The organism is Allobosea sp. UC22_33, from assembly GCF_042700715.1.
In the GTDB taxonomy this organism is placed as follows: Bacteria; Pseudomonadota; Alphaproteobacteria; order Rhizobiales; family Beijerinckiaceae; genus Allobosea.
This window is the reverse complement of the sequence record NZ_CP170556.1, coordinates 3,428,074-3,450,699: the sequence shown is the minus strand read 5'-3', so window position 1 is coordinate 3,450,699 and position 22,626 is coordinate 3,428,074. Positions and strand designations below refer to the sequence as shown.

Sequence of the window (22,626 nt, the reverse complement as noted above, 5' to 3'; positions counted from 1 at the left end):
TCGCGCGGTGGCGATGCTGGCGATGTCAGAAAAAGCCCGAGAGGCAGCCTTGTCCCGTTCGATCACCTATTACTTCTCGCTGCATTCGCCCTGGACCTATCTCGGCAATGCGGCCTTTCACGAGATCGCCCGCCGCCACGGCTGCGGGATCGACTACCGGCCGATGCCGTTGCGCTCGGTCTTCGACGAGACGGGCGGCCTGCCGCTGCCGAAGCGCCACCCGGTGAGGCAGCGTTACCGGCTGCTCGATCTCCAACGTTGGCGGGCGGCACGCGGCCTGGCGCTCGTGCTGCAGCCGAAGCACTTTCCTTTCGATCCGTCGCTTGCCGATCGCATGACGATCGCGATCCTGGCCCGGGGCGGCGACCCCTTCGCCTTCATCAGCGACGTGATGGCCGGCTTGTGGGCACGCGACGAGGACATGAGCCGGCCGGAGGCGCTGCTGGCCTGCGCGGCACGAGCGGGCCTCGACGGGGCCGCGTTGATGGATGCGGCCGAAGGTTCTTCGGCCCGGCTCCGCTATGAGGAGGCGCTTGGCGAGGCCGTGAAGGCCGGCGTCTTCGGGGCGCCGAGCTATGTGCTCGATGGCGAGGTGTTCTGGGGGCAGGATCGGCTCGACCTGCTGGACGCGGCGCTTGCCAGCGGCCGTGGGCCCTATCGCGCCGAAGGCGCGGTCTGACGATCAGCCGACGATGTCGGGCGTGCGCCAGCCGAGGTGCTGGCCGGCATCGACGGCGATCATCTGACCGGTCACAGAACTGGCGCGCGCCAGATAAAGCACGGCTTCTGCGATCTCGTCCGGCACGACCCGGTGGCCGAGCAGGGTGCCCGCGGCTTCCTGCTCCAGCCGGTCAGCGCCGTCATAGGCGTTCGGGAAGGTTGGGCCGGGCCCGACGGCGTTGACGCGGATGCGCGGGGCAAGCGCCTGCGCCAGCGTTTGGGTCGCGGTGAGCAAGGCGGCCTTGGTCAAGGTGTAGGAGTAATATTGCGGCGTCAGCTTCCAGACGCGCTGGTCGACGATGTTGACCACGGCGCCCTTGGCATCGGCGGGCAGGCGTTCCGCCATGATCCCGACCAGCTGGGAGGGCGCGCGCAGGTTGATCGAGAACTGGCGGTTCCAGGTCGCGATGTCGAGCGAACGGACATCGTCCGCGATGAAGCTCGCGGCGTTGTTGACCAGGAGCGTGACCGGGCCGAGTGCCGCTTCCGCCGCCGGAATCAAGGTCGCGACCTCCGCGGGGTCGACAAGATCGGCACCAAGCACGCAGGTTCTTGCGCCGGCCGCTTCGAGTTTCCGCGCCAGGGCTTCGGCATCCTCGAGGCTGCCGCCGTGATGGATCGCGACCGCATAGCCGGCTTCGCCAAGCTTTTCGACGATGGCGCGACCGATTCGGCGGGCGCCGCCCGTGACCAGAGCGACCTCAGCCATCGCGGCCATCGCGATTCGCGGGGGGCGGAGCGGCCTCGGTCCAGGCGCGCCGTTGCAGGCGGCGCTCCCAATGCTTGGCGACGCGCAGATAACGATAGAAAGCGTAATTCATCGCGGTCATAAAGCCGTAGATGCCGCGCAGCGCGTGGCGGCGCCCGATATAGGCTTTCAGGAAATTGGCGGGAAATTCGGCGACGAGCCGGAAGACCGAGAGAGTGCCGCCGCGTGCGTCGAGGTCGTCGGCCTGCGCATCGCTATAGGCGTTGAGCTTGTCCATCTGCTCGCCGAGGGAGCGGACGGAGAAATGGTGCACCGTCCCGCGCAGGCGCCCGACGCGGGCATCCGGCGCGAGATCGACACGGTCATGCACCGGGGAGGCCGAATAGCGGCCCTTGCTCTTGCGATAGAGGCGCACGGGCGCGAGCGCATAGGCGAATCGGTGCGGCGCGCCTTCTCCCGGAAAGATCTCGGCGATTCGCAGCTTGTAGGCGTCCTTCGAGGGCAAGCCGCCAGCGAAGAGCGCAGTGATCTCCGCGGCAAGATCAGGGGGGACGACCTCGTCAGCGTCGAGATTCAGCAGCCAGTCATGGCGGCATTGCTCCTCGGCGAAGCGTTTCTGCCGGCCGTAACCCGGCCAGGCGTTGACGATCACGCGCGCACCCAGTGCTTCCGCCAACGCCTGGGTGCCGTCGGTCGAGCCGGAATCGACGACCACGATGTCGTCGCTCAGTGCTTTCGCCGCTTCGATCGTGCGGCCAATCCGGTCCGCTTCGTTCTGGGCGATGATGAAAATCGAGAGAGGCGGCACGGTCTTCTTCGGTGGTTCCTGTTGCCTGAAGGCTTAAGCATGTGCAGGCCGGAGCGGCAAGACAGGCTGAAAAAGCGACGCGCGCGCGTGGAACCTTGGGAAAGCCGCCGCGTTTGTAGGCCGGACCATGTGCCCAGACCGGTGGCTAATCGAGCTTATGTTAGTATTCGATTTACCATACGGGCTAGTCGCTGGTTGGTTAACTTGGTTTTACCTATTTGCGCTCAGTTATCGCATTCGTGCCGCATTTCTGCCGCGGTCTGCAAGGCAGATGTGCTTCCGATGCAACAGACAAAGCCGGCTCCCCGTCTTATAAGGGATCCATCGAAATCAACCGCCGGGTTTTCCGGCGTCAGCGACGACTAAGGAGTTTGTCATGAAGAAGTATCTGCTTGCGAGCGTTGCCGCGCTCGGCCTCGTCGCCGCTGGCGCCGCCTCCGCTGCCGACCTGCCGTCGCGCAAGGGCCCGGTTGCGGCTCCCGTCTACATGCCGCCGGCGTTCTCCTGGACCGGTTTCTATGTCGGTGGTAACGCCGGCTACGGCTGGGGCAACGTGAACGCCAACGGCTTCGCCAATGTCGGCGATCTCGACGGCTTCGTCGGTGGCGGCCAGATCGGCTACAACTACCAGATGGGCCAGTTCGTTCTCGGCCTCGAAGCTGACCTGCAGTTCGCTGACCTCAGCTCCGGCAACAACCTCGGCCTGCTGAACGTCAAGACCGACTACTTCGGCACGGTCCGTGCTCGCGCCGGTGTCGCCTTCGACCGGTTCATGCCCTACATCACCGGTGGTTGGGCCTATGGCAACGTGAAGTCCTCGATCCCGGCGATCGGCTTCTCCTCGGATCGCAGCCACACCGGCGGCTTCGCCGTCGGCGCCGGTCTCGAGTACGCCGTCACCAACAACATCATCGCTGGCGTCGAGTACCTCTACGTCGACCTCGGCGAGAAGAACATCGCTGGCGCCGGCACCAAGGTTGGCACCGACTTCTCGGTCGTCCGCGCCCGCCTCAGCTACAAGTTCTGATCCTCTCCCTCCGGAGACAGAACGGACCCGGTGGCCTCGGCCACCGGGTTTTTTGTTGCCTGGATGCCGGCGCTTCCACAGAATCAGGCGCGAAAAAAGCCGGCGACCAGGGCCGCCGGCTTCGGAATGGTTGCGACTGATCGCAGCGTGAAGCGCGCTGCTCGGGTCAGCCCTTGAAGCGGGTCGCCTCGAAGGCGGGAACGCGGGCGGCGAAATCGTCGAGCCAGGCGACGAGCTTGGGGTGATTCGCGCGCCACGTTCCTTCGAAGCGCAGGTCGAGATAGCCCAGTGCGCAGGCGAATGCGATTTCGCCGATACGGGGGCGGTCCGCGAAGGTGGGCGGCAGGACTTCGAGTGCTTGCAGGCCGCGCGCGACCTTGCCGTCCTGATGCGCGACCCAGTTGGCGTTGCGGCCTTTCTCCGGGCGGAAGCGCCCTTCATAGACCTTGAGCAGCGCCGCATCGCAGATGCCATCGGCCAAAGCCTGCAACCGCAGCTGGGCGAAGCGCGCTTCGCCGGCCGGGATGAGCTTTCCGCCGCTGAGATGGTCGAGATAGTCGACGATGACGCGGGAATCGAACAGCGTCGTGCCGTCCTCCAGCACCAGCGTCGGGATCTTGCCGAGCGGGTTCTGCTGGCGCAAAGCCTCCGCCGGATCGTTCGTGTCGGCCGGGACGATCTCGATCCGGTCCATCAGCCCGAGTTCGATGGCAGCCATCTTGACCTTGCGGCCGAACGGGGAGGCGGGGGAGGAGCGCAGGACGAGCATCGGCGGAATCCTTGATGCGTGGCGGAAAGGGTCGATCAGCCGTCGGGCCGGATCGCCTCGCAGTGATAGCGCGGCCGGGGGCCCTGTGCGAGCCGCTCGGTCAGCGCCGGCAGCAGCGTTTCCGCCTCCTCGGCCAATCGCCAGGGCGGGTTGACGACCAGAAGGCCGGTGGCGCTGAGGCCGCCGGCAGCTTCCGGGCGGTCGACATCCATTTCGAGGCGCAGGAGCCGGCCGATCCCGGCATCGAGCACCGCCTCCATCAGCGATTCGACGCCGTGGCTGCCCTTGATCGGGTACCAGAGCGCGTAGATCCCGGTCGGCCATTTGCGGTGCGCCGCGATGAACTGGTCGGCGAGCGTTGCAAACTCGTCCTTCGCCTCGAAAGGCGGATCGATCAGGACGAGGCCGCGACGTTCCTTCGGCGGAACATTGGCTCGCAGCGCCGTCCAGCCGTCGATGGCGAGCGGTATGCAGCGCTTGTCGCGGCCGATGGCCTCCGAGAGCTTCTTGTAGGTCGGAGGGTGGAGCTCGGCCGCAACCAGCCGGTCATCGGGCCGCATCGCATGGCGACAGAGCCAGGGCGAGCCGGGATAAGCGCCCGGTCCATAGAGCGTACGAGCGCCTTCCAGGGCGGCGCGATAGGGGGCGAGCAGGGCCTCGACCGCGGGAGACAGCGGCGAGCGGTCGATCCGCGCGATGCCGTCCTTCCATTCATGCGTCCGCAGCGCCTCTTCCGAATCGAGATCGTAGCGGCCGCTTCCGGCATGGCTGTCGATGATGCGGTAGGGCGCCGGCTTGGCGTTGAGATGCAGCAGGATGCGCGTGAGCACGGCGTGCTTCAGCACATCGGCGAAGTTTCCGGCGTGGAAGCCATGGCGATAGTTCATGCTGCCGTTGGTAGAGGAACCGGCTCGCGACCGGAAGCGGCAAAGCCCTGCCGTGCTCGGCTTTCAGCGCGGCGCGACGACCGTGAACTCGCGGGCGCGGCAGCCGGAGCGGTCGACCTGCTGGCAGGAGCGGAAGTCACGAAGATCTTTCGAGAAGCAGATCTTGACCTCCTGCAGCACGCCGCGCTTGCAGGCGACCGACATCATGTCCGGGCGCAGGCCCGGATTGGCGGCGGCGAAGGCGCGTTCGAGATCGATCGCGGTCCAGGTCTGGTCGCGCTCCGCCTTGGCGAGCGTCGGCGGGATGACCACCTTCTCGCGGGCGCGACGGACATCGCGGAAATAATCGCTCGGGCTGGAGCCCGTGCAGGTGCCGTGCTTGCGCCACTGGTAGCGGGCGAGGCCCTCGCTCGGGAACAGGCCTTCGGCCTGCTCCATCGCGATCCGCGACGGGGAACGTCCGGCCGGGCCGCATTCGCTGGGAGAGCCACGCTCGTACTGAGGCCAGAGGCCGTGCACGACGAAGCGCAGGCCGGCGCCTTCGCCGCATTGCTCGCGATTGCGCGAGCGGTCGCCGTCGAGCTCGCAGAAGCCCGGCGACCAGGAGAGCGCAAGGACGTAGAAATCGAAATCGCCGGGTGCGCCGCCGCGCTGGCCGAAGCCCTGCGCATGGCTGGCCCCGGCGAAGCCGAACAGTGCCAGAGCTGCAATCGCCAGCGATTTGATCATCGGGCGACCTGCGGTCAGGGCCGAGCCATCTTGCAGTTCGGCGCATAAGTGCGCTGCCGATCGAGACCGTTCACGCACCAGTTGACGTTCCAGGTCAGACCGAACAGGCCGAGATTCTCGCGCACGGAATAGTCGACGCGGCGGAATTTGCCGTCGTTCAGCAGCACGCGGCCGCTGCAGAAGCGCCGCGGGATGAAGTCCGCCCCCCAGCTCCGGTAGCCGATCTGCGCGATGCGATCATAGGACAACGCCTGGAGCGGCCCCCAATAGGTGCCTTCGCGTGAATTGAAGCGGCTGGTGACTTCGCCCAGCACGGCCGGATCGTCGCAGCCGGGGAGATTGCCGTACATCGCGAAGGTGCGGTTCTCCGCCCGGTCCGCAGGATGGACGAAGCGGCCGTTCGCGGCGCCGGCGGCGAAGGCCGTCAGGCAGGCGAAGGAAACAAGGGCGGTTCGCAGCAGGGCGCGGCGCATCGAATCAGGCCTCGTAAGGGAGGGCGGAGTTGCCGCGCACGATGGCGATGTGCCGGTCACGGGTCAAGGCGCATGCGCGGAGGGCGGCGCCATGCGGAGAAAGGCTGTCCGGCAGAAGCCGCCCGCGCTGGCGCGGAGAGCCGCGATCGGACAGATTGACCAGAGAAACAGGGGAAACACGATGACGGATTGCTTCGACGACCCGGCGGCACGCATCGCGGATGCGGATGCCCTGCGCGGCCATATCGGCCCGGTCTCGCCGCTGGCGGCCAGCAAGATGCTGCGCCGGCTGGACCATTTCTGCCGGGACTTCATCGCGCTGTCGCCTTTCCTGGTGCTGGCGAGCTGCGATGCTGAGGGCAATGCTGATGCGAGCCCCCGCGGCGACGGGCCGGGTTTCGTGCGCGTGCTCGACGACAAGACCCTGCTGATCCCCGATCGGCGCGGCAACAACCTGATCGATTCCTTCCGCAATATCGTCTCGTCGCCGGGCGTCGGGCTCGTCTTCATGGTGCCGGGTATCCCGGAAACCCTGCGCGTCAACGGCAAGGCGCATGCGACGCGCGATCCCGCGCTGCTGGCGCCCTCCATCATGCAGGAGCGCGTACCGGTGACCGGGCTCATCGTCACGGTCGAGGAAGCCTATTTCCACTGCGGCAAGGCGCTGATCCGCTCGAAGCTATGGGACCCGGCCTCGCAGGTGCCGCGCCATTCCTTCCCGACGCTCGGCCGCATCATCGCGGACCAGACCAAGGCGGTCGATGGCGACGAGGCCGACCGCAATCTCGAGGAAGCCTATCGCCTGCGCCTCTATTGAGGCCGGCCGGGAGCGGCTTATGGAGCGCCGGCTCCGGTCGCTTCGAGCACTGATTGGGTCGGGGCGGCACGCCGCTCCAGCACGAGCAGGACGAGCCCCGCCGCGACGATCAGGGCCGCGCCGCAGAGCATGGCCGGCGTCGGCCAGTCGCCGAAGATGAACCAGCCGAAGACCAGCGCCCAGACGATCAGCGTATACTGGTAGGGCACGACCACCGAGGCCTCCGCCAGCTTGAGCGAGCGGGTGACGCAGATATGCGCGCCCATCGCGACGATGCCGAGCAGTGCGAGAAGGGCCGTGTCCTTCAGGGTGGGCGTCACCCAGCCGAAGGGCAGGAGCGCGAGCCCCATCAGGAGCGCGCCGAGCGTCTGCCAGGCGACCAGCGTGACGTCGGGCGTGCCGCGCAACTGGCGGCCGGCGATCATCATCGCGGCGAAGAGGAAGCTGCCGAGCACGGCGATAAGCGCCGGCATCGACAGGCTGGCACCGGTCGGATTGAGCGAGACCGCGACGCCGGCGAATCCGAGCGCGATCGCGAGCCAGCGCCGGCCGTCGATGCGCTCGCCGAGGAGCAATGCCGCGAGGATCACCACCCAGACCGGTGCTGCCAGCCAGATCGTCATCGCGTCGGCGAGCGGCAGATAGGTCACGGCGAGATAGAACAGCGCGACCTCGCCCGACGAGAACAGCACCCGCAGCGCCTGCAAGCCCGGGCGCTCCGGCCGCAATGTCCGCTGCACGCCCTGCTTGAAGACGAAGGGCAGGATGACGACGAGCGCCGCGAGGCTGCGCACCACGAGGAGCTGGCCGACCGTGTAGGTGGCGACCAGCCATTTGCCCATCACGTCGTTGAGCGAAAACAGCAGGATGCCGATCAGCATCATGGCGATGCCGGTGAGAGAGGCGTTGCGGGTTGTCATGTCGGGCGGAGGGTTCCAAAGGCGCGCTTCCACTGGCCGAGTTCGCCGCGCGTGGCAATCCGCACGGCCGCATGCCCGCATGATCCCCTGATATTAAGCATTGACTTAATTAAGTGAGTGGCGAAATTATTGGTCATGGATCGCTTTGCCGCCCTTGCCGACCCGACACGCCGCAGCATCGTCGAGATGCTGGGTGAACGAGCCTTGTCGGCAGGCGAGATCGGCGCTCGCTTCAGCGCCAGCGCGCCGGCGATCTCGCAGCATCTCAAGGTGCTCAGAGAGGCCGGGCTGGTGACGGTGGAGGTCCGGGGCCAGCAGCGGATCTATCGGCTCGATCCGGCGGGGCTCGCAGCGTTCGATGCCTGGCTCGGCAAGGTCCGGCGCTTCTGGGGGCGCCATCTCGATATCCTCGAACAGGAACTCGCAAAGCCCGAACCGGGCGAGGGAGATAACCGATGAACGAATATGGCGTCGTGCTGGAAAGCGGTGCGGTGCGCTTCGAGCGCCTGCTGCCGGGGCCCATCGAGCGGGTCTGGTCCTATCTTACCGAGTCGGAGAAGCGCGGGCTGTGGCTGGCCTCGGGCGTGTTCGACCTGCGCGTGGGCGGCCAGACGGAAATGCTGTTCAAGCATTCTGACATCACCGACGAGACGCCGCCGGAGGCCTATCGCGAGGTGCATGAGAACGGTGTGCGCTCGACCGGCACGATCACCCGTTATGAGCCGCCGCGGCTCATCGCCTTCACCTGGGGCGGAGGCGGCGAGCCGGAATCCGAAGTCGAGTTCGAGCTCGTGCCGAAGGGCGAGAAGGTCCTGCTCGTGCTGACGCATCGCAAGCTGGCCAACAAGGCGGAGATGACCAGCGTCTCCGGCGGCTGGCACATGCATCTTGGTCTGCTCGAAGACCTGCTCACGGGCGCGCCGCGGCGCGGGTTCTGGTCGCGGTTCAAGGCGCTCGATGCGGAATATGCCGCCCGCTATGCGGATTTGCCCGAGCCGGGGCAGGGCTGATCAGAGGCTCGCCGCAGCGCGTGCTGCCTGGTCGTACTGGCCCGAGAGCGAGCGCATCGCGGCGGCGATCTCGGAGAGGCGGGCCGGGTCGGCGCCGGTGGCGCGGACCGACTTGACCAGGAGTTGCTCCCGGATCTGGGCATAGCGCCGGCAGGCTTCCTCGCCGGCCGGCGTGACCTCGACGGTCTTCTCCTTGCCCTTGCGGCCGCCCTTGAGCAGCTTGAGGCGCTCGAGCTTCTTCAGCGAGTAGTTCACCAGATGCGTGTCCTCGATATTGAGCACGAGGCAGATATCGGCGAGCCGCTTGGCCTTGCCGCGATGATTGACGTTGTGCAGCACGAGCACGTCGAGCGGCGAGAGATCGGGCATGCCGGCCGCCGCCATGCCGCGCACGATCCAGCGGTGGAAGGCGTGCACCGTCATGCTCAGCGCGAACTCGAACTCCGAGAGCGCCGGCAGGGCTCCGGAGGCGAGATGCCCGGAGGAGACGATCGGGCCGAGGTCGTCGGGGGATGGAGAGGTCATCGGGCTCGATCGTCCTGAATAATAATGCGAGGTCATCCCGGACAAGCCGCGTGAGCGGCGCCGATCCGGGATCCATGCCTGAACCGTTCCGGCATGGATCCCGGGTCTCCCTTCGGTCGCCCGGGATGACCGCGCTCTTGATAGAAGCGTGGCGGAGCCGCTCGCCTCACATCTTCTTGTAGGCGTCGACGATGGCCTGGCCCTCGGCGCCGGCCTTCTTCAGCCAGTCGGCGGTGAGCTGGTCGCCGGCCTTCTTGAAGCCCGCGGCCAGCGCCGGCGAGGGGGCCTGCACCTTCATGCCCTTGGCCTTGAGCTGCTCGATGTACCAGCCGGCCTTCTCCTGCCACATCTTCCAGCCGCGCTCCTCGGCCGTCGCCGCGGCCTTCAGGATCGCGTCCTGCGTCGCCTTGTCGAGGCTGTTGAAGGCCGCCTTGTTGACGAAGGTCGCGTCCTTCGGAATCCAGGCCTGCGTGTCGTAGAAATGGGTCAGCGATTCCCAGACCTTGGAATCGTAGCCGGTGCCGCCCGACGACATGAAGGAATTGACCACGCCGGTCGCCAGGGCCTGCGGCAGCTCCGCCGCCTGGATCGTGACCGCCTGCATGCCGAGCAACTCGCCGAGGCGGGCGGTGCCGACGTTATAGGCGCGCCATTTCAGGCCCTTCATGTCCTCGATCGTGTTGATGTCCTTCTTGGTGTAGACGCCCTGCGGCGCCCAGGGGACCATGAAGAGGAGCTTGATGCCCTGCGCGTCGAGCTTCTTCTCGATCGCGGCCTTGGAGGCCGTGTAGAGCTTGCGCGAGTCGGCGAAGGAGGTCGCCAGGAAGGGGACGACGTCGATGCCGAAGATCGGGTCCTCATTCTCGTGGTTCGACATCAGGATCTCGCCCATCTGGGCCTGGCCGGTCTGGACCGCGCGCTTGATCTCCGGCGCCTTGAACAGGGCCGCGTTGGCATGGACCGTAATCTGGAGCTTGCCCGATGTCGCCGCCTCGACGTCCTTGGCGAAGAGGACGAGGTTCTCGGTATGCGGGTTATCCGATGGATAGGCGTTCGGCAGGTTCCACTTGGTCTGGGCCGAGGCCGAGCCGGCGCCGAGCGCCAGGGCTGTGGCGGCAACGCCGGCGACGAGAAGGCCCTTGATGAAGTCCTTGCGATACATGGTCTTGGCTCCGTTCCCTTGGTTTTGATGCGGTATCATTGAGGCGGAAAGGCCATTTGAGGCAAGACCATCACGATCCACGGGAAGACCGTGATGATCGCGACGGCTGCGACCAGCAGGAAGAAGAACGGCAGCGCCGCCAGCGCGACCGTGTTCGAGTCCTTGCCGGACATCGTCTGCAGCACGAAGAGGTTGAAGCCGACGGGCGGCGAGACCTCGGCCATCTCGACGATCAGCACGAGGAAGATGCCGAACCAGACGAGGTCGAAGCCGGCCGCCTTGATCATCGGGATGACGATGGCGGTGGTCAGCACGATCATCGAGATGCCGTCGAGGGCTGCGCCGAGGATGATGTACATCACGGTCAACGCCGCGATCAGCGCATAGGGCGAGAGGTGCAGCGAGTCGACCCAGGCCGCCAGCGCCGCCGGGATGCCGGTATAGGCCATCGAGGTCGACATGAAGGAAGCGCCGGCCAGGATCAGCATGATCATGCAGGTGATCCGGGTTGTGCCCATCACGCTCTGCCAGAACGCTTCCCTGGTCAGCGAGCCCGACCACCAGGCGATGCCGAAGGAGCCGAGCACGCCCCAGGCGGCGCACTCGGTCGCCGTCGCCCAGCCGAGCAGGAGCGAGAGGAAGACCAGCAGGATCAGCAGCATGCAGGGAATGAGCTGCGCCGATTCCTTCAATTTCTCGCGCAGCGGCATCGTCGGCTCGCGCGGCGGCGACTGCTCGGGATGCAACAGGTGCCAGACGATGATGTAGCCGGAATAGAGCGCCATCACGAGCAGGCCGGGCAGGAAGCCGGCCAGGAAGATCTGGATGATCGAGACGTTCGCCGCCACCGCATAGACCACCATGGTGATCGAGGGCGGGATCAGGATGCCGAGCGTGCCGGCGCCGGCCAATGAGCCGAGCGCGAGCTTCTCGTTGTAGCCGCGCTTCTTCAGCTCCGGCAGGGCGATCTTGGCGACGGTGGCGCAGGTCGCGGCCGACGAGCCGGAAACCGAGCCGAAGATGCCGCAGGCCAGCACGTTGACGTGCATCAGGCGACCGGGCAGCCAGTTGAGCCAGGGCGCGAGGCCGCGGAACATCTCCTCGGAGAGCTTCGTACGGTACAGGATCTCGCCCATCCAGATGAAGAGCGGCAGCGCGGCCAGCGTCCAGGAGGCGCTGTTGCCCCAGATGGTGGTCGCCAGCACGGAGCCGGCGGGGATGCCGCCGCCGACGAACTGCATCGCCACCCAGCCGCAGGCCATCAGCGAGATGGCGATCCAGACGCCACCCGCGAGAAAAACGGCGAGAAGCAGGAGCAGCAGCCCCGAAATTTCGATCATTGCCATCGGATCAGACCCCGCTCGCCATGGCGCGCTCGACGATTTCCTCGTCCGATTTCGCGGGGGGCTTCTCGTAGCGCGGCTCCTGGCCGCGGATCACGACATGGACGAACTCGTCGAGCATCGCGATGAACAGGATGATCAGGCCGCCGGAATAGCCGAGCTGCGGAATCCAGAGCGGCATCGGCACGACGCCGCCAGCGACGTCGTTGAACTGCCAGGACTGCCAGGTCATGATCGCGGCGTGCCAGGCGAAGAAGCCGGAGAAGCCGAGGCCGAGGACCAGCGAGAAGACCTCGAAGACCCAGCGGCTGCGGCCCTTGAAACGGTCGATCAGCAGGCCGACGCGGATCATATCGCCCGATTTGAACGTATGGGCGAGGCCGAGGAAGGCCATCGCGGCCATGCACCATGAGGTGAAATCGTCGCCGGCCGGGATGTTGAGGCCGATCTCGCGGCCAACCGACATCACCATCATCAGCACAAAGATCGCGACGAGGAAAATGCCGGCTGCGTAGCCGGCCCAGAGATAGAGCGCATCGAGCGTTCGACGGATCATGGGATCATGTGCTCCCACAAGATGGGAGCGCATGCACGCCCGGTTGCCAGGATTGCTCGCATCATCGCATCCTCCGCGTTCGCGCCGGCCCGGCCCCTCAGCCATGTTCCAGCCACAATTGGGATCGTAGCCGGCAGAATCGCCTTGTCAACAACTCATCGACGATTTATCGATGATTTGTCATCGTCGGGCGATCCCGACTTGTCCAAGGGGGAGAGGGTCTATGTCGGCGGCTCATTGGGACTTCTGGATCGATCGCGGCGGCACCTTCACCGACGTGATCGGCCGCGACCCGGCTGGCAATCTCCATGCCAGGAAGATGCTCTCGGAAAATCCCGGTGCTTATCGCGATGCGGCCGTGCAGGGCATCCGCGAGCATCTCGGGTTGAAGGCGGGCGAGCCGATCCCGACCGGGATCATCGGCGAGGTGCGCATGGGCACGACCGTTGCCACCAACGCGTTGCTGGAGCGCAAGGGCGACCGCACGCTGCTGGTCACCACCAAGGGGTTCCGCGACGCGCTGCGCATCGGCTACCAGGCCCGGCCCGACATCTTCGCCAAGCAGATCATCCTGCCCGAGGCATTGTACGAAGCGGTCGAGGAGATCGACGAGCGCGCCCTGGCCGACGGCACGGTGGAGCGTGCGCCCGACGAAGCGGCGATCCGCAGCGCCTTGCAGGCGCAATACGATGCCGGTTTCCGCGCGGTCGCGATCGTCTTCATGCACGGCTATCGCTACACCGCGCATGAGCAGGTCGCGGCCCGGATCGCGCGCGCCATCGGCTTTCCGCAGGTCTCGGTCAGCCACGAGGTCTCGCCCTTGGTGAAGCTGGTCGGGCGCGGCGATACCGCCGTGGTCGATGCCTATCTCTCGCCCATCCTGCGCCGCTATGTGCAGCAGGTTTCCGAGGAGCTCGACGTTGCCCGCACCGGCGCGCGGCTGATGTTCATGATGTCCTCGGGCGGCCTCACCGCGGCCGATCTGTTCCAGGGCAAGGATGCGATCCTGTCCGGCCCGGCCGGCGGCGTGGTCGGCCTCGCCGAGACCGGCCGCTCGGCCGGGTTCGACAAGGTGATCGGCTTCGACATGGGCGGCACCTCGACCGACGTCGCGCATTTCGACGGCGAGTATGAGCGCGCCTTCGAGACCGAGGTCGCGGGCGTGCGCATGCGCGCGCCGATGATGCTGATCCACACGGTCGCGGCCGGCGGCGGCTCGATCCTGCATTTCGACGGGCGGCGCTTCCGCGTCGGGCCGGATTCGGCCGGTGCCAATCCCGGCCCCGCCGCCTATCGCCGCGGTGGGCCGCTCGCGGTGACCGATGCGAATGTCATGGTCGGCAAGCTGATCCCGTCCTATTTCCCGGCGATCTTCGGGCCGCAGCAGGACGAGCCGCTCGATGTCGGCATCGTCCGCAACAAGTTCGCGGTGCTGGCTGCCGAAGTGGGCGACGGGCGCAGCCCTGAGGAGGTCGCCGACGGCTTCATCCAGATCGCCGTCGCCAACATGGCCGAGGCGATCAAGAAGATCTCGGTGCAGCGCGGCTACGACATCACCCGCTATGCGCTGAACTCCTTCGGTGGCGCCGGCGGCCAGCATGCCTGCCTCGTGGCCGATGCGCTCGGCATCAAGACCGTGCTGCTGCATCCGTTCTCCGGCCTGCTCTCGGCCTATGGCATGGGGCTCGCCGAAATCCGCTCGACCCGGACATCGGCGCTGGACGTCGCGCTCGACGGCGAGGCCAAGGCCGCGATCGAGGCGGTGGCGGCGAAGCTTGCCACTGACGCGAAGGCGGAGGTCGCCGGTCAGGGCGTGACTGAGAGCGATATCGCGATCCATACGCGCGCTCATATCCGCTATGCCGGCACCGATACCGCGATCGCCGTGACGGCCGGCACGCGCGCCGCGATGCAGGACGCCTTCCAGACCGCGCACAAGGCGCGCTTCGGCTTCATGGACGAGACCAAGGCGCTGGTCGTCGAGGCGGTCGAGGTCGAGGCCGTCGGCGGTGGTGCGAAATTCGAGGAAGCCGCATCCGGTGAGCAGGCCGGCGAGCCGGTCGCCGCCGAGCGCACGCGCTTCTTCGCCAAGGGGCAGTGGCACGATGCGGCGATCGTCCGCCGCGAGGCGATGAAGCCCGGTCAGAGCGTCGCTGGCCCCGCCATCATCATCGAGCCGAACCAGACCGTCGTCGTCGAGGAGGGCTGGAGCGCCAAGCTCACCGCCAAGGATCATCTCGTGCTCGTCCGCGTCAAGGCGCTGATTCAGCAGGCGGCGATCGGCACCAAGGCCGATCCGGTCATGCTCGAGATCTTCAACAACCTGTTCATGTCGATCGCCGAGCAGATGGGCGTGACGCTGCAGAACACCGCCTATTCCGTGAACATCAAGGAACGTCTCGACTTCTCCTGCGCGGTCTTCGACCAGACCGGCGCGCTCGTCGCCAATGCCCCGCATATGCCGGTGCATCTGGGCTCGATGGACCGTTCGGTCGAGACGGTGATCGCCAACAATCCGGTGATCAAGCCCGGCGACGTCTACTGCCTGAACGCGCCCTATAACGGCGGCACGCACCTGCCGGATATCACGGTCTGCACCCCGGTCTTCGACCCCGAGGACAAGGAGATCCTGTTCTGGGTGGCGAGCCGCGGCCACCACGCCGATGTCGGCGGCACGGCGCCGGGCTCGATGTCGCCGCTGGCGACCAATATCGAGGAAGAGGGCGTCTATATCGACAATTTCAAGATCGTCGATCAGGGCCGCTTCTGCGAGGAGGAGCTGGTCAAGCGCCTGACCGGCGCGCGCTATCCGGTCCGCAACGTCGTACAGAACGTCAACGACCTGAAGGCGCAGATCGCCGCCAACGAGAAGGGCCTGGCCGAGCTTAAGAAGATGATCGGCTCCTTCGGGCTCGATGTCGTGCAGGCCTATATGGGCCATGTCCAGGACAACGCGGCCGAGAGCGTGGCGCGGCTCCTGACCAAGCTGCACGATTCCGAGTTCAGCTATCCGATGGACCAGGGCTGCGCGATCAAGGTGAAGATCACCATCGATCGCGAAAAGCGCGAGGCGACGGTCGATTTCACCGGTACGTCCGAGCAGAGGCCGGACAACTTCGATGCCCCGGCGCCCGTCACCCGCGCCGCCGTGCTCTATGTCTTCCGCGTCATGGTCGATGACGCGATCCCGATGAATGCGGGCTGCCTGCGTCCGATCAGGATCATCGTGCCGGAGGGGTCGATGCTGGCGCCGCGCTATCCGGCCGCGGTGGTCGCCGGCAATGTCGAGGTTAGCCAAGCGGTGACGAACACGCTGTTCGGTGCGCTGAAGGCGATGTCCTGCTCGCAGGGCACGATGAACAACCTGACCTTCGGCAACGACCAGTATCAGTATTACGAGACGATCTGCTCGGGCTCGCCCGCCGGTCCAGGCTTCGACGGCACGTCGGGCGTGCATGTCCACATGACCAATTCGCGCCTGACCGATCCGGAGATCCTGGAGACGCGTTTCCCGGTCGTGCTGGAGGATTTCCACATCCGGAAGGGCTCGGGCGGCAAGGGCGAATGGACGGCCGGCGACGGCACCTCACGCACCATCCGCTTCCGCGAGACGATGGATTGCGCGATCCTGGCCTCGCATCGGCGGGTCCGGCCCTTCGGCGTCGATGGCGGCGAGGCGGGCGAACTCGGCAAGACGCTGGTGCGCCGGCTCTCCGGCGCGGTCGAGGAACTGAAGCCCTCCGACCAGACCCTGCTCCAGGCCGGCGAGGCGGTGACGGTGATCACGCCGACGGCGGGCGGATACGGCAAGGCGAAGGGCTGAGGCGCATTGCCGTCGTGGTCGGGCTTGTCCCGACCATCCACGTCTTTGCTGGTCGAAGGCCGTGTTCAAGACGTGGATGCTCGCCACAAGGGCGAGCATGACGCGTAAGCGTTCGTGCCTCTGGTCAGAATGCGCGGATCGTCCTTAGCTCCGTCCCCTGACCATGGAGACGGACATGCCCCAGACCTGGATGATCACCGGCGCCAATCGCGGTATCGGACTTGCCATCACCATCGAATTGCTGCGCCGGGGCGACCGCGTGATCGCGGCGGCGCGCAATCCCTGGGGCGGGGCGCTCGCCGAGCTTGCGGCCGAGCATCCGGCGGCGCTGATTCCGCTTGAGCTCGACGTCACCTCCGATGCCAGCGTCGCCGGGGCGAAGGAAGCTCTCGCGGGGCAGCCGATCGACGTGCTCCTGAACAATGCCGGTCTCTACGGCCCGCGCGACCGGCAGAGCGGGCTCGACGTCGATTTCAACGAATGGCGCGAGGTCTTCGAGGTCAATGTCTACGCGCCGATCCGCGTGGCGCAGGCCTTTCTGCCGAATGTCGAAGCCGGGCAGGGCCGCAAGATCGCGACGATCTCCAGCCGCATGGGCTCCATCGCAGCCAATCCCGGCAATGCGCTGATCTACCGTTCGTCCAAGTCGGCTGTGAACATGACCATGGTCGTGTTCGGCAACAGCGTGCGTTCGCGCGATGTCAGCGTGATGCTGTTCCATCCCGGCTGGGTCCAGACCGACATGGGCGGCAGCGGCGCCGACATCACGCCGGCCGAGAGCGCCAACGGGCTGATCCGCACCATCGACGCCTCCGGCATGGCGCAGACCAACAGCTTCCGCGATTACACCGGCGAAGCGATCGCCTGGTGAGCGCCTGAGGGGCGCGCTCCTAGCACTGGGCGATGACGAAGTTGCGGATCGCCTGCAAGGCGCCTTCCCGGTCGTCGGCGACGATACCGTGGCCACAACCAGCGAAGCGCCGGAAGCTGACCAATTCGGGCGGGAGGCTTGCCGCGATCTGTTCGCTGAAGGCGATCGGCGTGATCGGGTCCTTGTCCCCGGCCATGACGAGGACCGGACAGGAAACGCGCGCAAGCGCGTCCCGGAAGTCAAAGCGGCCGTGCTCGTTGCCCGGGCCGTTGAAGTGGATGCCGGTTTCGTTGCGCGAGATGGCGCGGGCAACCCATGCCCCGTCATCCGCCTGGTTGCGCGGCGCGTAGAGCGGAACGCAGACCGTCCGGTAAACCGCCCGGGTCGCATCTGAGGGAGCCGACCAATAGCCCCGGGCCGCCCTTTCCGCTTCCGTGCCTCCGAGGCGCTCGAAAGCCGCATAGACCTGCTCAAAATCGAACTTTGCAGCCGTGCTGACCAGGATCAGCTTCGCGGCATGGCCGGGATGGCGGGTCGCATAGGCTTGTGCGACGAAGCCGCCGAAGGAGGTTCCGAGCACGATCGGCTTCTCGATGCCGAGCGTATCGCAGAGGGACCTGACATCGTCGCCCCATTGATCGAGCGTCCAGCGTTCCGTCGGGCCGTTCTCGCTGCGGCCGCAGCCGCGATGGTCGTAATAGACGATCTGGCAGATGTCGCTCAAAGCCGAGAAGGCGGGCTTGTACATGCTGTGATCGAACCCCGGCCCGCCATGGAGCAGGACGAGCGTCGGCTTCGCGCGCATCCGCGGCCCGTCGGGGACCAGTCCGGCTCCCTCGATATCGACGTAGAGGCGAACGCCGTTGACCGTGACGTGCATGGTTCTCGTATCCCGGAGTTCAGTTCTTCAGCCCGTTCAAAAAGGCGGTCAGCCGGTCGAGTGCCAGCCTGCCCTCCGGGCGATCGAGATCGAACTGGTATTCATGCGGCAGCTTCGGCTCTGTCTCCGGCGGGAAGAACAGGGTGTCGGCCCTGACGCCCCGGTCGCGCAGGGCCTGCGCCATCACCACCGATTGCGGCGCCAGCGGGTCGCCGTTGCCGACCGAGATGAAGCTGGGCGGGAAGGCTTCCGTGACATAGCGCGGCACGGCCGCCTCCGTGATCTGCTCGCTGTCGAGCGGGTTCGACGTGCCGAAATAGGCCAGGAGCACGGAGCGAATGAAGCCGCCGAAGGGGCCGGTCAACTCGAAGGCCGTCGGATCGAAGGCGCCGCAGAACAGGACGGTGCCGCGCAGGACCTCGGGCGTAATGGCCGGCGTCAAGCCGAGCCGTCCGGCATAGTCGGTACCGGTGAGGCCGGCGGCGAGCTGGGCCGCGATATGGGCGCCGGCCGAATCTCCGGCAAGCACGACGCGAGCGGGATCGAGGCCGAGGCGCTGTCCTTCGCGTTGCAGGAAGCCGAGTGCGGCGTTCGCCTGCAGTACGGGAGCGGGATAGCGGGCCGCGGGTGCGCGGGTATAGCCGATGGCGACCGTGGCGAAGCCGCGCCCGGCCAGAATCCTGAGATAGGGCGCGACATCCTGACGGTCGCCGGCGACGAAGGCGCCGCCATGAATCCAGATGATGGTCGGCCGGCCGGGTTCGATGCGCCCGCCGGGCGGGAGATAGATATCGAGCTTCTCGTCTTCCGCGCTGCCATAGCGGATGTCGCGCTGCTCGCGAATGCCGAAGGGGGCGTGTCCGGCAAGGGCCGCCGTCGTCTTCGCCGCGCCATAACCGAAGGCGAGGCGCGTCAGCAGCGCCGAAGGCCAGGGCGACAGGACGAAGGCAGCGTAGCCCACGAAGGCGAGGGCGAGGCAGAGCAGGAGGATTCGTTTGGCGCGGCGTCTCATGACGCGAAGCTAGGCCGGCCTGCGATCACGGGCAATCGGGTCGGAGTTCGCCCCGCAAGGTCGCGGCACAGGTAATTGAATAACCGGCTAAGATATTGATATCGTTACGTCATATTGCCCCGCGTTAACCTGATGTTCGTTTGCCCCTGCCACATGGAGGGCAGCTACGAGACTGAGGCGGCGATGCGGCGACTGGGACTGACGGCGAAGATCATGATTTTCTTCGCCCTGCTGGCTCTCGCCGGGGCGCTGGGGCTCGCCAGCGCGTTGCGCGGTTTCGATGAAGCCCGGCGCATCGATGCCGCCGCCTTCTCGGATATCCGCCTCGCCGGCAGCGCCTCGCTCCTGTCCAGCCGGATCGCGGCCGCGGCGCTGCTCAGCCGGGTCGACACGGACAGCTCCCCGCAGGAGATCGAGGCGATGATCGGCAAGCTGGATGCCGCCATCGAGCTGGTCGATGCGGCGCGGGCGCACCTGACGTCCGCTCTGCCGGCGAGTTTGCGCGAGGCCAATCCGACGCTCGATGCGCGGATCAGGACCTTCATCGCCTTCCAGCACGGCATCGTCGATATCGGCCAGCGCGTTTCGGCCAAGGCGGCCCTGCTCGAGGCGGGCGCGGCCGAAGCGCGCACCAATGTCGATGAGATCGTCGCGACGACGGCCGCGCTGCGCGACGAACTCGCCAAGCGGGCAGGGGAAGCATCCATTCGTGCCGGTGCACGGGCGGAAACCGTTCGCATGCGCACGATTCTGTTCGCGGTTTTCCTGCCGCTGGGAGGCGCGTTTCTGGCGCTGCTGATGCTGCGCAGCCAGCTGACGCGTCCCTTGCGCAATCTGATGGAGGCGATCCGGCAGGCAGTGGCGTCCGACCGGATCATCGACGTGCCGCATCGCGACCGCGCCGACGAGATCGGCCAGCTCGCCCGCGTCGTGCGCCAGCTCAGCGAGATCAGGGCGACGCTGGTGACGCGCGAGAGCGAGGCCGACGATGCGCGGCGCCTCGAACAGCTCCGCAATGCCGAGCTTGCAGGCATCGCCGACGAGTTCGAGGCGCGGCTCGGCGTCCTGCTCGGCGAGATCGGCCGGTCGAGCGAAGTCCTGCGCATGGCGTTGCAGGACGCAGCCGTCCGCGTGCACCAGATCTCCCGAAGCACCGAGACGGCGGCTGCGTCAGTCGATGGCGCGGGGATCGATGCGCGCCGCTCCAGCGAAGCGGCGCAGCGGCTGGATTTCGTCGTCGGCCAGATCAATCGCGAGGTGAGGCGGGTTTCGGAAATGGCGACCGAGGCGACCCGCGAGGCCGCCGGGACCCATGCGCTGGTGAGCCGCCTCACGGAGAACGCAGGCCAGATCCGCGATGTCGTGGGCATCATCGATGCGGTCGCGCGCCAGACCAACCTGCTCGCCCTCAACGCGACGATCGAGGCCGCGCGTGCCGGGGCTCATGGTCGCGGCTTCGCGGTGGTCGCAGCCGAAGTGAAGACGCTCGCCAACCAGGCGTCGGACGCGGCCGGGCGGATCGTCCGCCGGATCGCGCAGGCCGACGAGGCCTTGTCCCATGCCGCCGAAGCGGTGTCCGCGATCGGCGCCAGCGTCGCCGCGGTCGAGCAGACTGGCACCGAGATCGCGACCATGGTCGGGTCGCATGTCGAGTTGCTCGGCTCGCTCGGCGAGACCGTGGCGCGGATTTCGGATGTGACGGGCACGGCCGCAATGGCGATGGGCGAGATCGCAGCCGCCAATCTCCAGACCGTCGGCCAGGCGGACACGGGAGCTGCGAGCGCGCGGGAACTCGACCAACGGATCAATGCCCTGCAGGCCGAGGCCGAGGCTTTCGTCAGGCGATTGCGCGCCGCCTGAGCGCTTTCGATACAGCCGGGCTTGCCTCGCGGCCCGACTCGGCCCCATCTGCGCCATGCCTTTTTCGACGATGGTTCCGCGATGAGCTGGTCGCCCCAGCAGGATATGGCTTTGACCGCCGTGGCGCGCTGGCTGCAATCCGGCGAGCCGCAGCTCTTTCGCATGTTCGGCTATGCCGGCACCGGCAAGACGACGCTCGCGCGCCATATCGCCGAGGCCGTCGACGGCGATGTCGTCTTCGCCGCCTATACCGGCAAGGCCGCGCTCGTGCTGCGCAACAAGGGCTGCCACGGCGCGCAGACGATCCATTCGCTGATCTATCGTTCGCGCGGCGTCGACGAGGAGAGCCCGATCTTCGCGCTCAACCGCGACAGCGCAGCCGCCAAGGCGAAGCTGATCATCATCGACGAGTGCTCGATGGTCGACGAGGAATTGGGCCGGGACCTGCTCTCCTTCGGCACGCCGGTGCTGGTGCTGGGCGATCCGGCCCAGTTGCCGCCGGTGAAGGGCGGCGGCTTCTTCACCGAGCAGGAGCCGGACATCATGCTGACCGAGGTCCACCGGCAGGCGGCGGACAACCCCATCGTGCGGATGTCGATGATCGTGCGCGAGGGCGGGCAGCTCGAACTCGGCGAATACGGCCCGAGCCGGGTGATCCGGCGCGGCGAGATCAATCCGGAGATCGTCATGGGGGCCGATCAGGTTCTGGTCGGCATGAACAAGACGCGGCGCAACTACAATGCCCGCATCCGCCAGTTGATGGGCCGCACCGACAACAGCCCCGTCGCCGGAGAGAAGCTGGTCTGCCTGCGCAACGACAAGAGCAAGGGGCTGCTCAATGGCGGCTCCTGGATCGTGCAGGAGATCAAGACCTCGAAGAAGGGGCTGGTCACCATGCGGGTGACGCCGGAGGACGATGCCGGCGCCAAGGCGGTGAAGGTCTCGGTGATGCCGAATTTCTTCGACGGCACCGAGGAGGAGATACCGTGGGAGCTGCGCAAGCATACCGACGAGTTCACCTTCGGCTATGCGCTGACAGTGCATAAGTCGCAGGGCTCGCAATGGGACGATGTCGTGCTCTTCGACGAGAGCTTCGCCTTCCGCGAGCACCGGGCGCGCTGGCTCTATACCGGCCTGACGCGCGCGGCCGAGGCGATCACGGTGGTGGTCTAGACGCTGGAGTGAGGGAACGGTCATGGCGAAGGACGAGGTTCAGGACCAGGCCGCTTCCGAGCTCATCGACGCGAAGATCGGGTCGCTCATGGACTGGCGCGGCGCAACGCTGGCACGGATGCGCGCGCTGATCCGCGAGGCCGATCCCGACGTGGTCGAGGAGGTGAAGTGGCGCGGCGTGCCGGTCTGGTCGCATGGCGGCATCATCTGCACCGGCGAGACCTACAAGAGCGTGGTCAAGACCTTCATGAAGGGCGCTTCGCTGGTCGATCCCGCCGGCCTGTTCAATTCCAGTCTTGAGGGCAATGCCCGCCGCGCCATCGATATCCGCGAGGGCGAGATGATCGACGAGAGCGCCTTCAAGGCTCTCATCGGTGAGGCCGTCGCCCTCAACATGTCTCGCAAGACAGCCCGCTGAGCCCTCACCGGATTGGCTAGGATTCGAGCAAAATGCTTGAATTCGCTTCAGATTCGATCTGCGATCCGGCGAACATTGCCGATTTGTCATGAAAGCCGCCGGCTTTTCGCCATAGTCCCTATCGATCCTCGCAG

23 protein-coding genes are annotated in these 22,626 nt (G+C 66.6%); 10 read left to right on the top strand and 13 right to left on the bottom strand.

The genetic code is table 11. From position 1 onward, the window contains the following. Positions 1-49: 49 nt before the first annotated feature. Positions 50-679 carry a 2-hydroxychromene-2-carboxylate isomerase gene (locus tag ACFJGT_RS16685; protein WP_377839697.1) on the top strand — a complete coding sequence of 210 codons (630 nt, stop codon included), beginning with the start codon at positions 50-52 and terminating at the stop codon, positions 677-679. Positions 680-682: 3 nt separating this feature from the next. Here ACFJGT_RS16685 and ACFJGT_RS16680 read toward each other — a convergent pair whose 3' ends face one another. Together ACFJGT_RS16680 and ACFJGT_RS16675 are read right to left on the bottom strand one after the other, a co-directional pair. Beyond that, positions 683-1,429 carry an SDR family oxidoreductase gene (locus ACFJGT_RS16680; protein ID WP_377839695.1) on the bottom strand — a complete coding sequence of 249 codons (747 nt, stop codon included), beginning with the start codon at positions 1,427-1,429 and terminating at the stop codon, positions 683-685. Further along, positions 1,422-2,237, bottom strand: coding sequence for a glycosyltransferase family 2 protein (locus tag ACFJGT_RS16675; protein WP_377839693.1), 816 nt, complete (start codon positions 2,235-2,237; stop codon positions 1,422-1,424). Before ACFJGT_RS16675 ends, ACFJGT_RS16680 begins: the two co-directional genes overlap by 8 nt. Positions 2,238-2,613: 376 nt before the next feature. On the opposite strand from ACFJGT_RS16675, the gene ACFJGT_RS16670 reads away from it, so the two are divergent. Then, positions 2,614-3,264, top strand: a complete 651-nt coding sequence (locus tag ACFJGT_RS16670; protein ID WP_377839690.1) for an outer membrane protein — start codon at positions 2,614-2,616, stop codon at positions 3,262-3,264. Positions 3,265-3,430: 166 nt separating this feature from the next. Here the strand turns inward: ACFJGT_RS16670 and ACFJGT_RS16665 are convergent, their stop codons facing one another. The 4 genes from ACFJGT_RS16665 to ACFJGT_RS16650 form a co-directional block, all read right to left on the bottom strand. Further along, the gene (locus ACFJGT_RS16665; protein WP_377839687.1) at positions 3,431-4,033 is read right to left on the bottom strand and encodes a glutathione S-transferase; all 603 of its coding nucleotides are present in this window, start codon (positions 4,031-4,033) and stop codon (positions 3,431-3,433) included. A gap of 35 nt (positions 4,034-4,068) precedes the next feature. After that, entirely contained in the window at positions 4,069-4,920 is an 852-nt protein-coding gene (locus tag ACFJGT_RS16660) for a 23S rRNA (adenine(2030)-N(6))-methyltransferase RlmJ (protein WP_377839684.1), read from the bottom strand. A 63-nt stretch (positions 4,921-4,983) separates the two neighbouring features. Beyond that, positions 4,984-5,649 carry a ribonuclease T gene (locus tag ACFJGT_RS16655; RefSeq protein WP_377839681.1) on the bottom strand — a complete coding sequence of 222 codons (666 nt, stop codon included), beginning with the start codon at positions 5,647-5,649 and terminating at the stop codon, positions 4,984-4,986. Between the two features lie 14 nt (positions 5,650-5,663). Beyond that, positions 5,664-6,122 (bottom strand): hypothetical protein, encoded by a 459-nt coding sequence (locus tag ACFJGT_RS16650; RefSeq protein ID WP_377839679.1) that lies wholly within the window; start codon positions 6,120-6,122, stop codon positions 5,664-5,666. A 181-nt stretch (positions 6,123-6,303) separates the two neighbouring features. Between ACFJGT_RS16650 and ACFJGT_RS16645 the strand changes: the two genes are divergently transcribed. Continuing rightward, positions 6,304-6,939 (top strand): pyridoxamine 5'-phosphate oxidase family protein, encoded by a 636-nt coding sequence (locus tag ACFJGT_RS16645; protein ID WP_377839675.1) that lies wholly within the window; start codon positions 6,304-6,306, stop codon positions 6,937-6,939. Positions 6,940-6,956: 17 nt separating this feature from the next. Here ACFJGT_RS16645 and ACFJGT_RS16640 read toward each other — a convergent pair whose 3' ends face one another. Continuing rightward, complete coding sequence (locus ACFJGT_RS16640; protein WP_377839672.1) at positions 6,957-7,859, bottom strand: DMT family transporter; 903 nt, start codon at positions 7,857-7,859, stop codon at positions 6,957-6,959. Positions 7,860-7,994: 135 nt separating this feature from the next. Here ACFJGT_RS16640 and ACFJGT_RS16635 point away from each other — a divergent pair, with 135 nt between their 5' ends. Further along, positions 7,995-8,318, top strand: a complete 324-nt coding sequence (locus ACFJGT_RS16635; protein ID WP_377839667.1) for a metalloregulator ArsR/SmtB family transcription factor — start codon at positions 7,995-7,997, stop codon at positions 8,316-8,318. Continuing rightward, the gene (locus tag ACFJGT_RS16630; protein ID WP_377839664.1) at positions 8,315-8,869 is read left to right on the top strand and encodes an SRPBCC family protein; all 555 of its coding nucleotides are present in this window, start codon (positions 8,315-8,317) and stop codon (positions 8,867-8,869) included. The genes ACFJGT_RS16635 and ACFJGT_RS16630 overlap by 4 nt, the downstream gene beginning before the upstream one ends. Here ACFJGT_RS16630 and ACFJGT_RS16625 read toward each other — a convergent pair whose 3' ends face one another. From ACFJGT_RS16625 to ACFJGT_RS16610, 4 genes are all read right to left on the bottom strand, one after another. Next, positions 8,870-9,394, bottom strand: coding sequence for a winged helix DNA-binding protein (locus ACFJGT_RS16625; RefSeq protein WP_377839660.1), 525 nt, complete (start codon positions 9,392-9,394; stop codon positions 8,870-8,872). It lies immediately after the preceding gene. Positions 9,395-9,560: 166 nt separating this feature from the next. Beyond that, a complete protein-coding gene (locus ACFJGT_RS16620) occupies positions 9,561-10,556 on the bottom strand; it encodes a TRAP transporter substrate-binding protein (RefSeq protein ID WP_377839658.1) in 996 nt (331 codons plus the stop codon). A gap of 35 nt (positions 10,557-10,591) precedes the next feature. Continuing rightward, positions 10,592-11,902 carry a TRAP transporter large permease gene (locus ACFJGT_RS16615; protein ID WP_377839653.1) on the bottom strand — a complete coding sequence of 437 codons (1,311 nt, stop codon included), beginning with the start codon at positions 11,900-11,902 and terminating at the stop codon, positions 10,592-10,594. 4 nt (positions 11,903-11,906) lie between these two features. Beyond that, positions 11,907-12,455 (bottom strand): TRAP transporter small permease, encoded by a 549-nt coding sequence (locus tag ACFJGT_RS16610; protein WP_377839649.1) that lies wholly within the window; start codon positions 12,453-12,455, stop codon positions 11,907-11,909. Positions 12,456-12,678: 223 nt separating this feature from the next. Between ACFJGT_RS16610 and ACFJGT_RS16605 the strand changes: the two genes are divergently transcribed. Next, on the top strand, positions 12,679-16,278 hold the full coding sequence (locus ACFJGT_RS16605) for a hydantoinase B/oxoprolinase family protein (protein WP_377839647.1): 3,600 nt from the start codon (positions 12,679-12,681) through the stop codon (positions 16,276-16,278). Between the two features lie 175 nt (positions 16,279-16,453). Next, a complete protein-coding gene (locus ACFJGT_RS16600; protein WP_377839646.1) occupies positions 16,454-17,149 on the top strand; it encodes an SDR family oxidoreductase in 696 nt (231 codons plus the stop codon). A 19-nt stretch (positions 17,150-17,168) separates the two neighbouring features. On the opposite strand, the gene ACFJGT_RS16595 is transcribed toward ACFJGT_RS16600, so the two are convergent. Both ACFJGT_RS16595 and ACFJGT_RS16590 read right to left on the bottom strand, forming a co-directional pair. Beyond that, positions 17,169-18,029: an alpha/beta fold hydrolase gene (locus ACFJGT_RS16595; protein WP_377839637.1), complete on the bottom strand. Its 861-nt coding sequence runs from the start codon at positions 18,027-18,029 to the stop codon at positions 17,169-17,171. Between the two features lie 19 nt (positions 18,030-18,048). Then, positions 18,049-19,041 (bottom strand): alpha/beta hydrolase, encoded by a 993-nt coding sequence (locus tag ACFJGT_RS16590; RefSeq protein ID WP_377839633.1) that lies wholly within the window; start codon positions 19,039-19,041, stop codon positions 18,049-18,051. A 132-nt stretch (positions 19,042-19,173) separates the two neighbouring features. On the opposite strand from ACFJGT_RS16590, the gene ACFJGT_RS16585 reads away from it, so the two are divergent. The 3 genes from ACFJGT_RS16585 (at position 19,174) to ACFJGT_RS16575 (ending at position 22,492) form a co-directional block, all read left to right on the top strand. Continuing rightward, positions 19,174-20,901: a methyl-accepting chemotaxis protein gene (locus ACFJGT_RS16585; protein ID WP_377839630.1), complete on the top strand. Its 1,728-nt coding sequence runs from the start codon at positions 19,174-19,176 to the stop codon at positions 20,899-20,901. 81 nt (positions 20,902-20,982) lie between these two features. Then, positions 20,983-22,074 (top strand): ATP-dependent RecD-like DNA helicase, encoded by a 1,092-nt coding sequence (locus tag ACFJGT_RS16580; protein WP_377839626.1) that lies wholly within the window; start codon positions 20,983-20,985, stop codon positions 22,072-22,074. Between the two features lie 22 nt (positions 22,075-22,096). Next, entirely contained in the window at positions 22,097-22,492 is a 396-nt protein-coding gene (locus tag ACFJGT_RS16575; protein ID WP_377839623.1) for a DUF1801 domain-containing protein, read from the top strand. The last annotated feature ends 134 nt before the right edge of the window (positions 22,493-22,626 follow it).

Coding starts and splice junctions, on each gene's coding strand:
- ACFJGT_RS16585 (WP_377839630.1), top strand. CDS start 19,174: ATGTTCGTTTGCCCCTGCCACATGGAGGGCAGCTACGAGACTGAGGCG.
- ACFJGT_RS16605 (WP_377839647.1), top strand. CDS start 12,679: ATGTCGGCGGCTCATTGGGACTTCTGGATCGATCGCGGCGGCACCTTC.
- ACFJGT_RS16650 (WP_377839679.1), bottom strand. CDS start 6,122: ATGCGCCGCGCCCTGCTGCGAACCGCCCTTGTTTCCTTCGCCTGCCTG.
- ACFJGT_RS16620 (WP_377839658.1), bottom strand. CDS start 10,556: ATGTATCGCAAGGACTTCATCAAGGGCCTTCTCGTCGCCGGCGTTGCC.
- ACFJGT_RS16640 (WP_377839672.1), bottom strand. CDS start 7,859: ATGACAACCCGCAACGCCTCTCTCACCGGCATCGCCATGATGCTGATC.
- ACFJGT_RS16615 (WP_377839653.1), bottom strand. CDS start 11,902: ATGGCAATGATCGAAATTTCGGGGCTGCTGCTCCTGCTTCTCGCCGTT.
- ACFJGT_RS16610 (WP_377839649.1), bottom strand. CDS start 12,455: ATGATCCGTCGAACGCTCGATGCGCTCTATCTCTGGGCCGGCTACGCA.
- ACFJGT_RS16660 (WP_377839684.1), bottom strand. CDS start 4,920: ATGAACTATCGCCATGGCTTCCACGCCGGAAACTTCGCCGATGTGCTG.
- ACFJGT_RS16595 (WP_377839637.1), bottom strand. CDS start 18,029: ATGCACGTCACGGTCAACGGCGTTCGCCTCTACGTCGATATCGAGGGA.
- ACFJGT_RS16665 (WP_377839687.1), bottom strand. CDS start 4,033: ATGCTCGTCCTGCGCTCCTCCCCCGCCTCCCCGTTCGGCCGCAAGGTC.
- ACFJGT_RS16645 (WP_377839675.1), top strand. CDS start 6,304: ATGACGGATTGCTTCGACGACCCGGCGGCACGCATCGCGGATGCGGAT.
- ACFJGT_RS16670 (WP_377839690.1), top strand. CDS start 2,614: ATGAAGAAGTATCTGCTTGCGAGCGTTGCCGCGCTCGGCCTCGTCGCC.
- ACFJGT_RS16635 (WP_377839667.1), top strand. CDS start 7,995: ATGGATCGCTTTGCCGCCCTTGCCGACCCGACACGCCGCAGCATCGTC.
- ACFJGT_RS16630 (WP_377839664.1), top strand. CDS start 8,315: ATGAACGAATATGGCGTCGTGCTGGAAAGCGGTGCGGTGCGCTTCGAG.
- ACFJGT_RS16575 (WP_377839623.1), top strand. CDS start 22,097: ATGGCGAAGGACGAGGTTCAGGACCAGGCCGCTTCCGAGCTCATCGAC.
- ACFJGT_RS16580 (WP_377839626.1), top strand. CDS start 20,983: ATGAGCTGGTCGCCCCAGCAGGATATGGCTTTGACCGCCGTGGCGCGC.
- ACFJGT_RS16625 (WP_377839660.1), bottom strand. CDS start 9,394: ATGACCTCTCCATCCCCCGACGACCTCGGCCCGATCGTCTCCTCCGGG.
- ACFJGT_RS16590 (WP_377839633.1), bottom strand. CDS start 19,041: ATGAGACGCCGCGCCAAACGAATCCTCCTGCTCTGCCTCGCCCTCGCC.
- ACFJGT_RS16655 (WP_377839681.1), bottom strand. CDS start 5,649: ATGATCAAATCGCTGGCGATTGCAGCTCTGGCACTGTTCGGCTTCGCC.
- ACFJGT_RS16600 (WP_377839646.1), top strand. CDS start 16,454: ATGCCCCAGACCTGGATGATCACCGGCGCCAATCGCGGTATCGGACTT.
- ACFJGT_RS16680 (WP_377839695.1), bottom strand. CDS start 1,429: ATGGCTGAGGTCGCTCTGGTCACGGGCGGCGCCCGCCGAATCGGTCGC.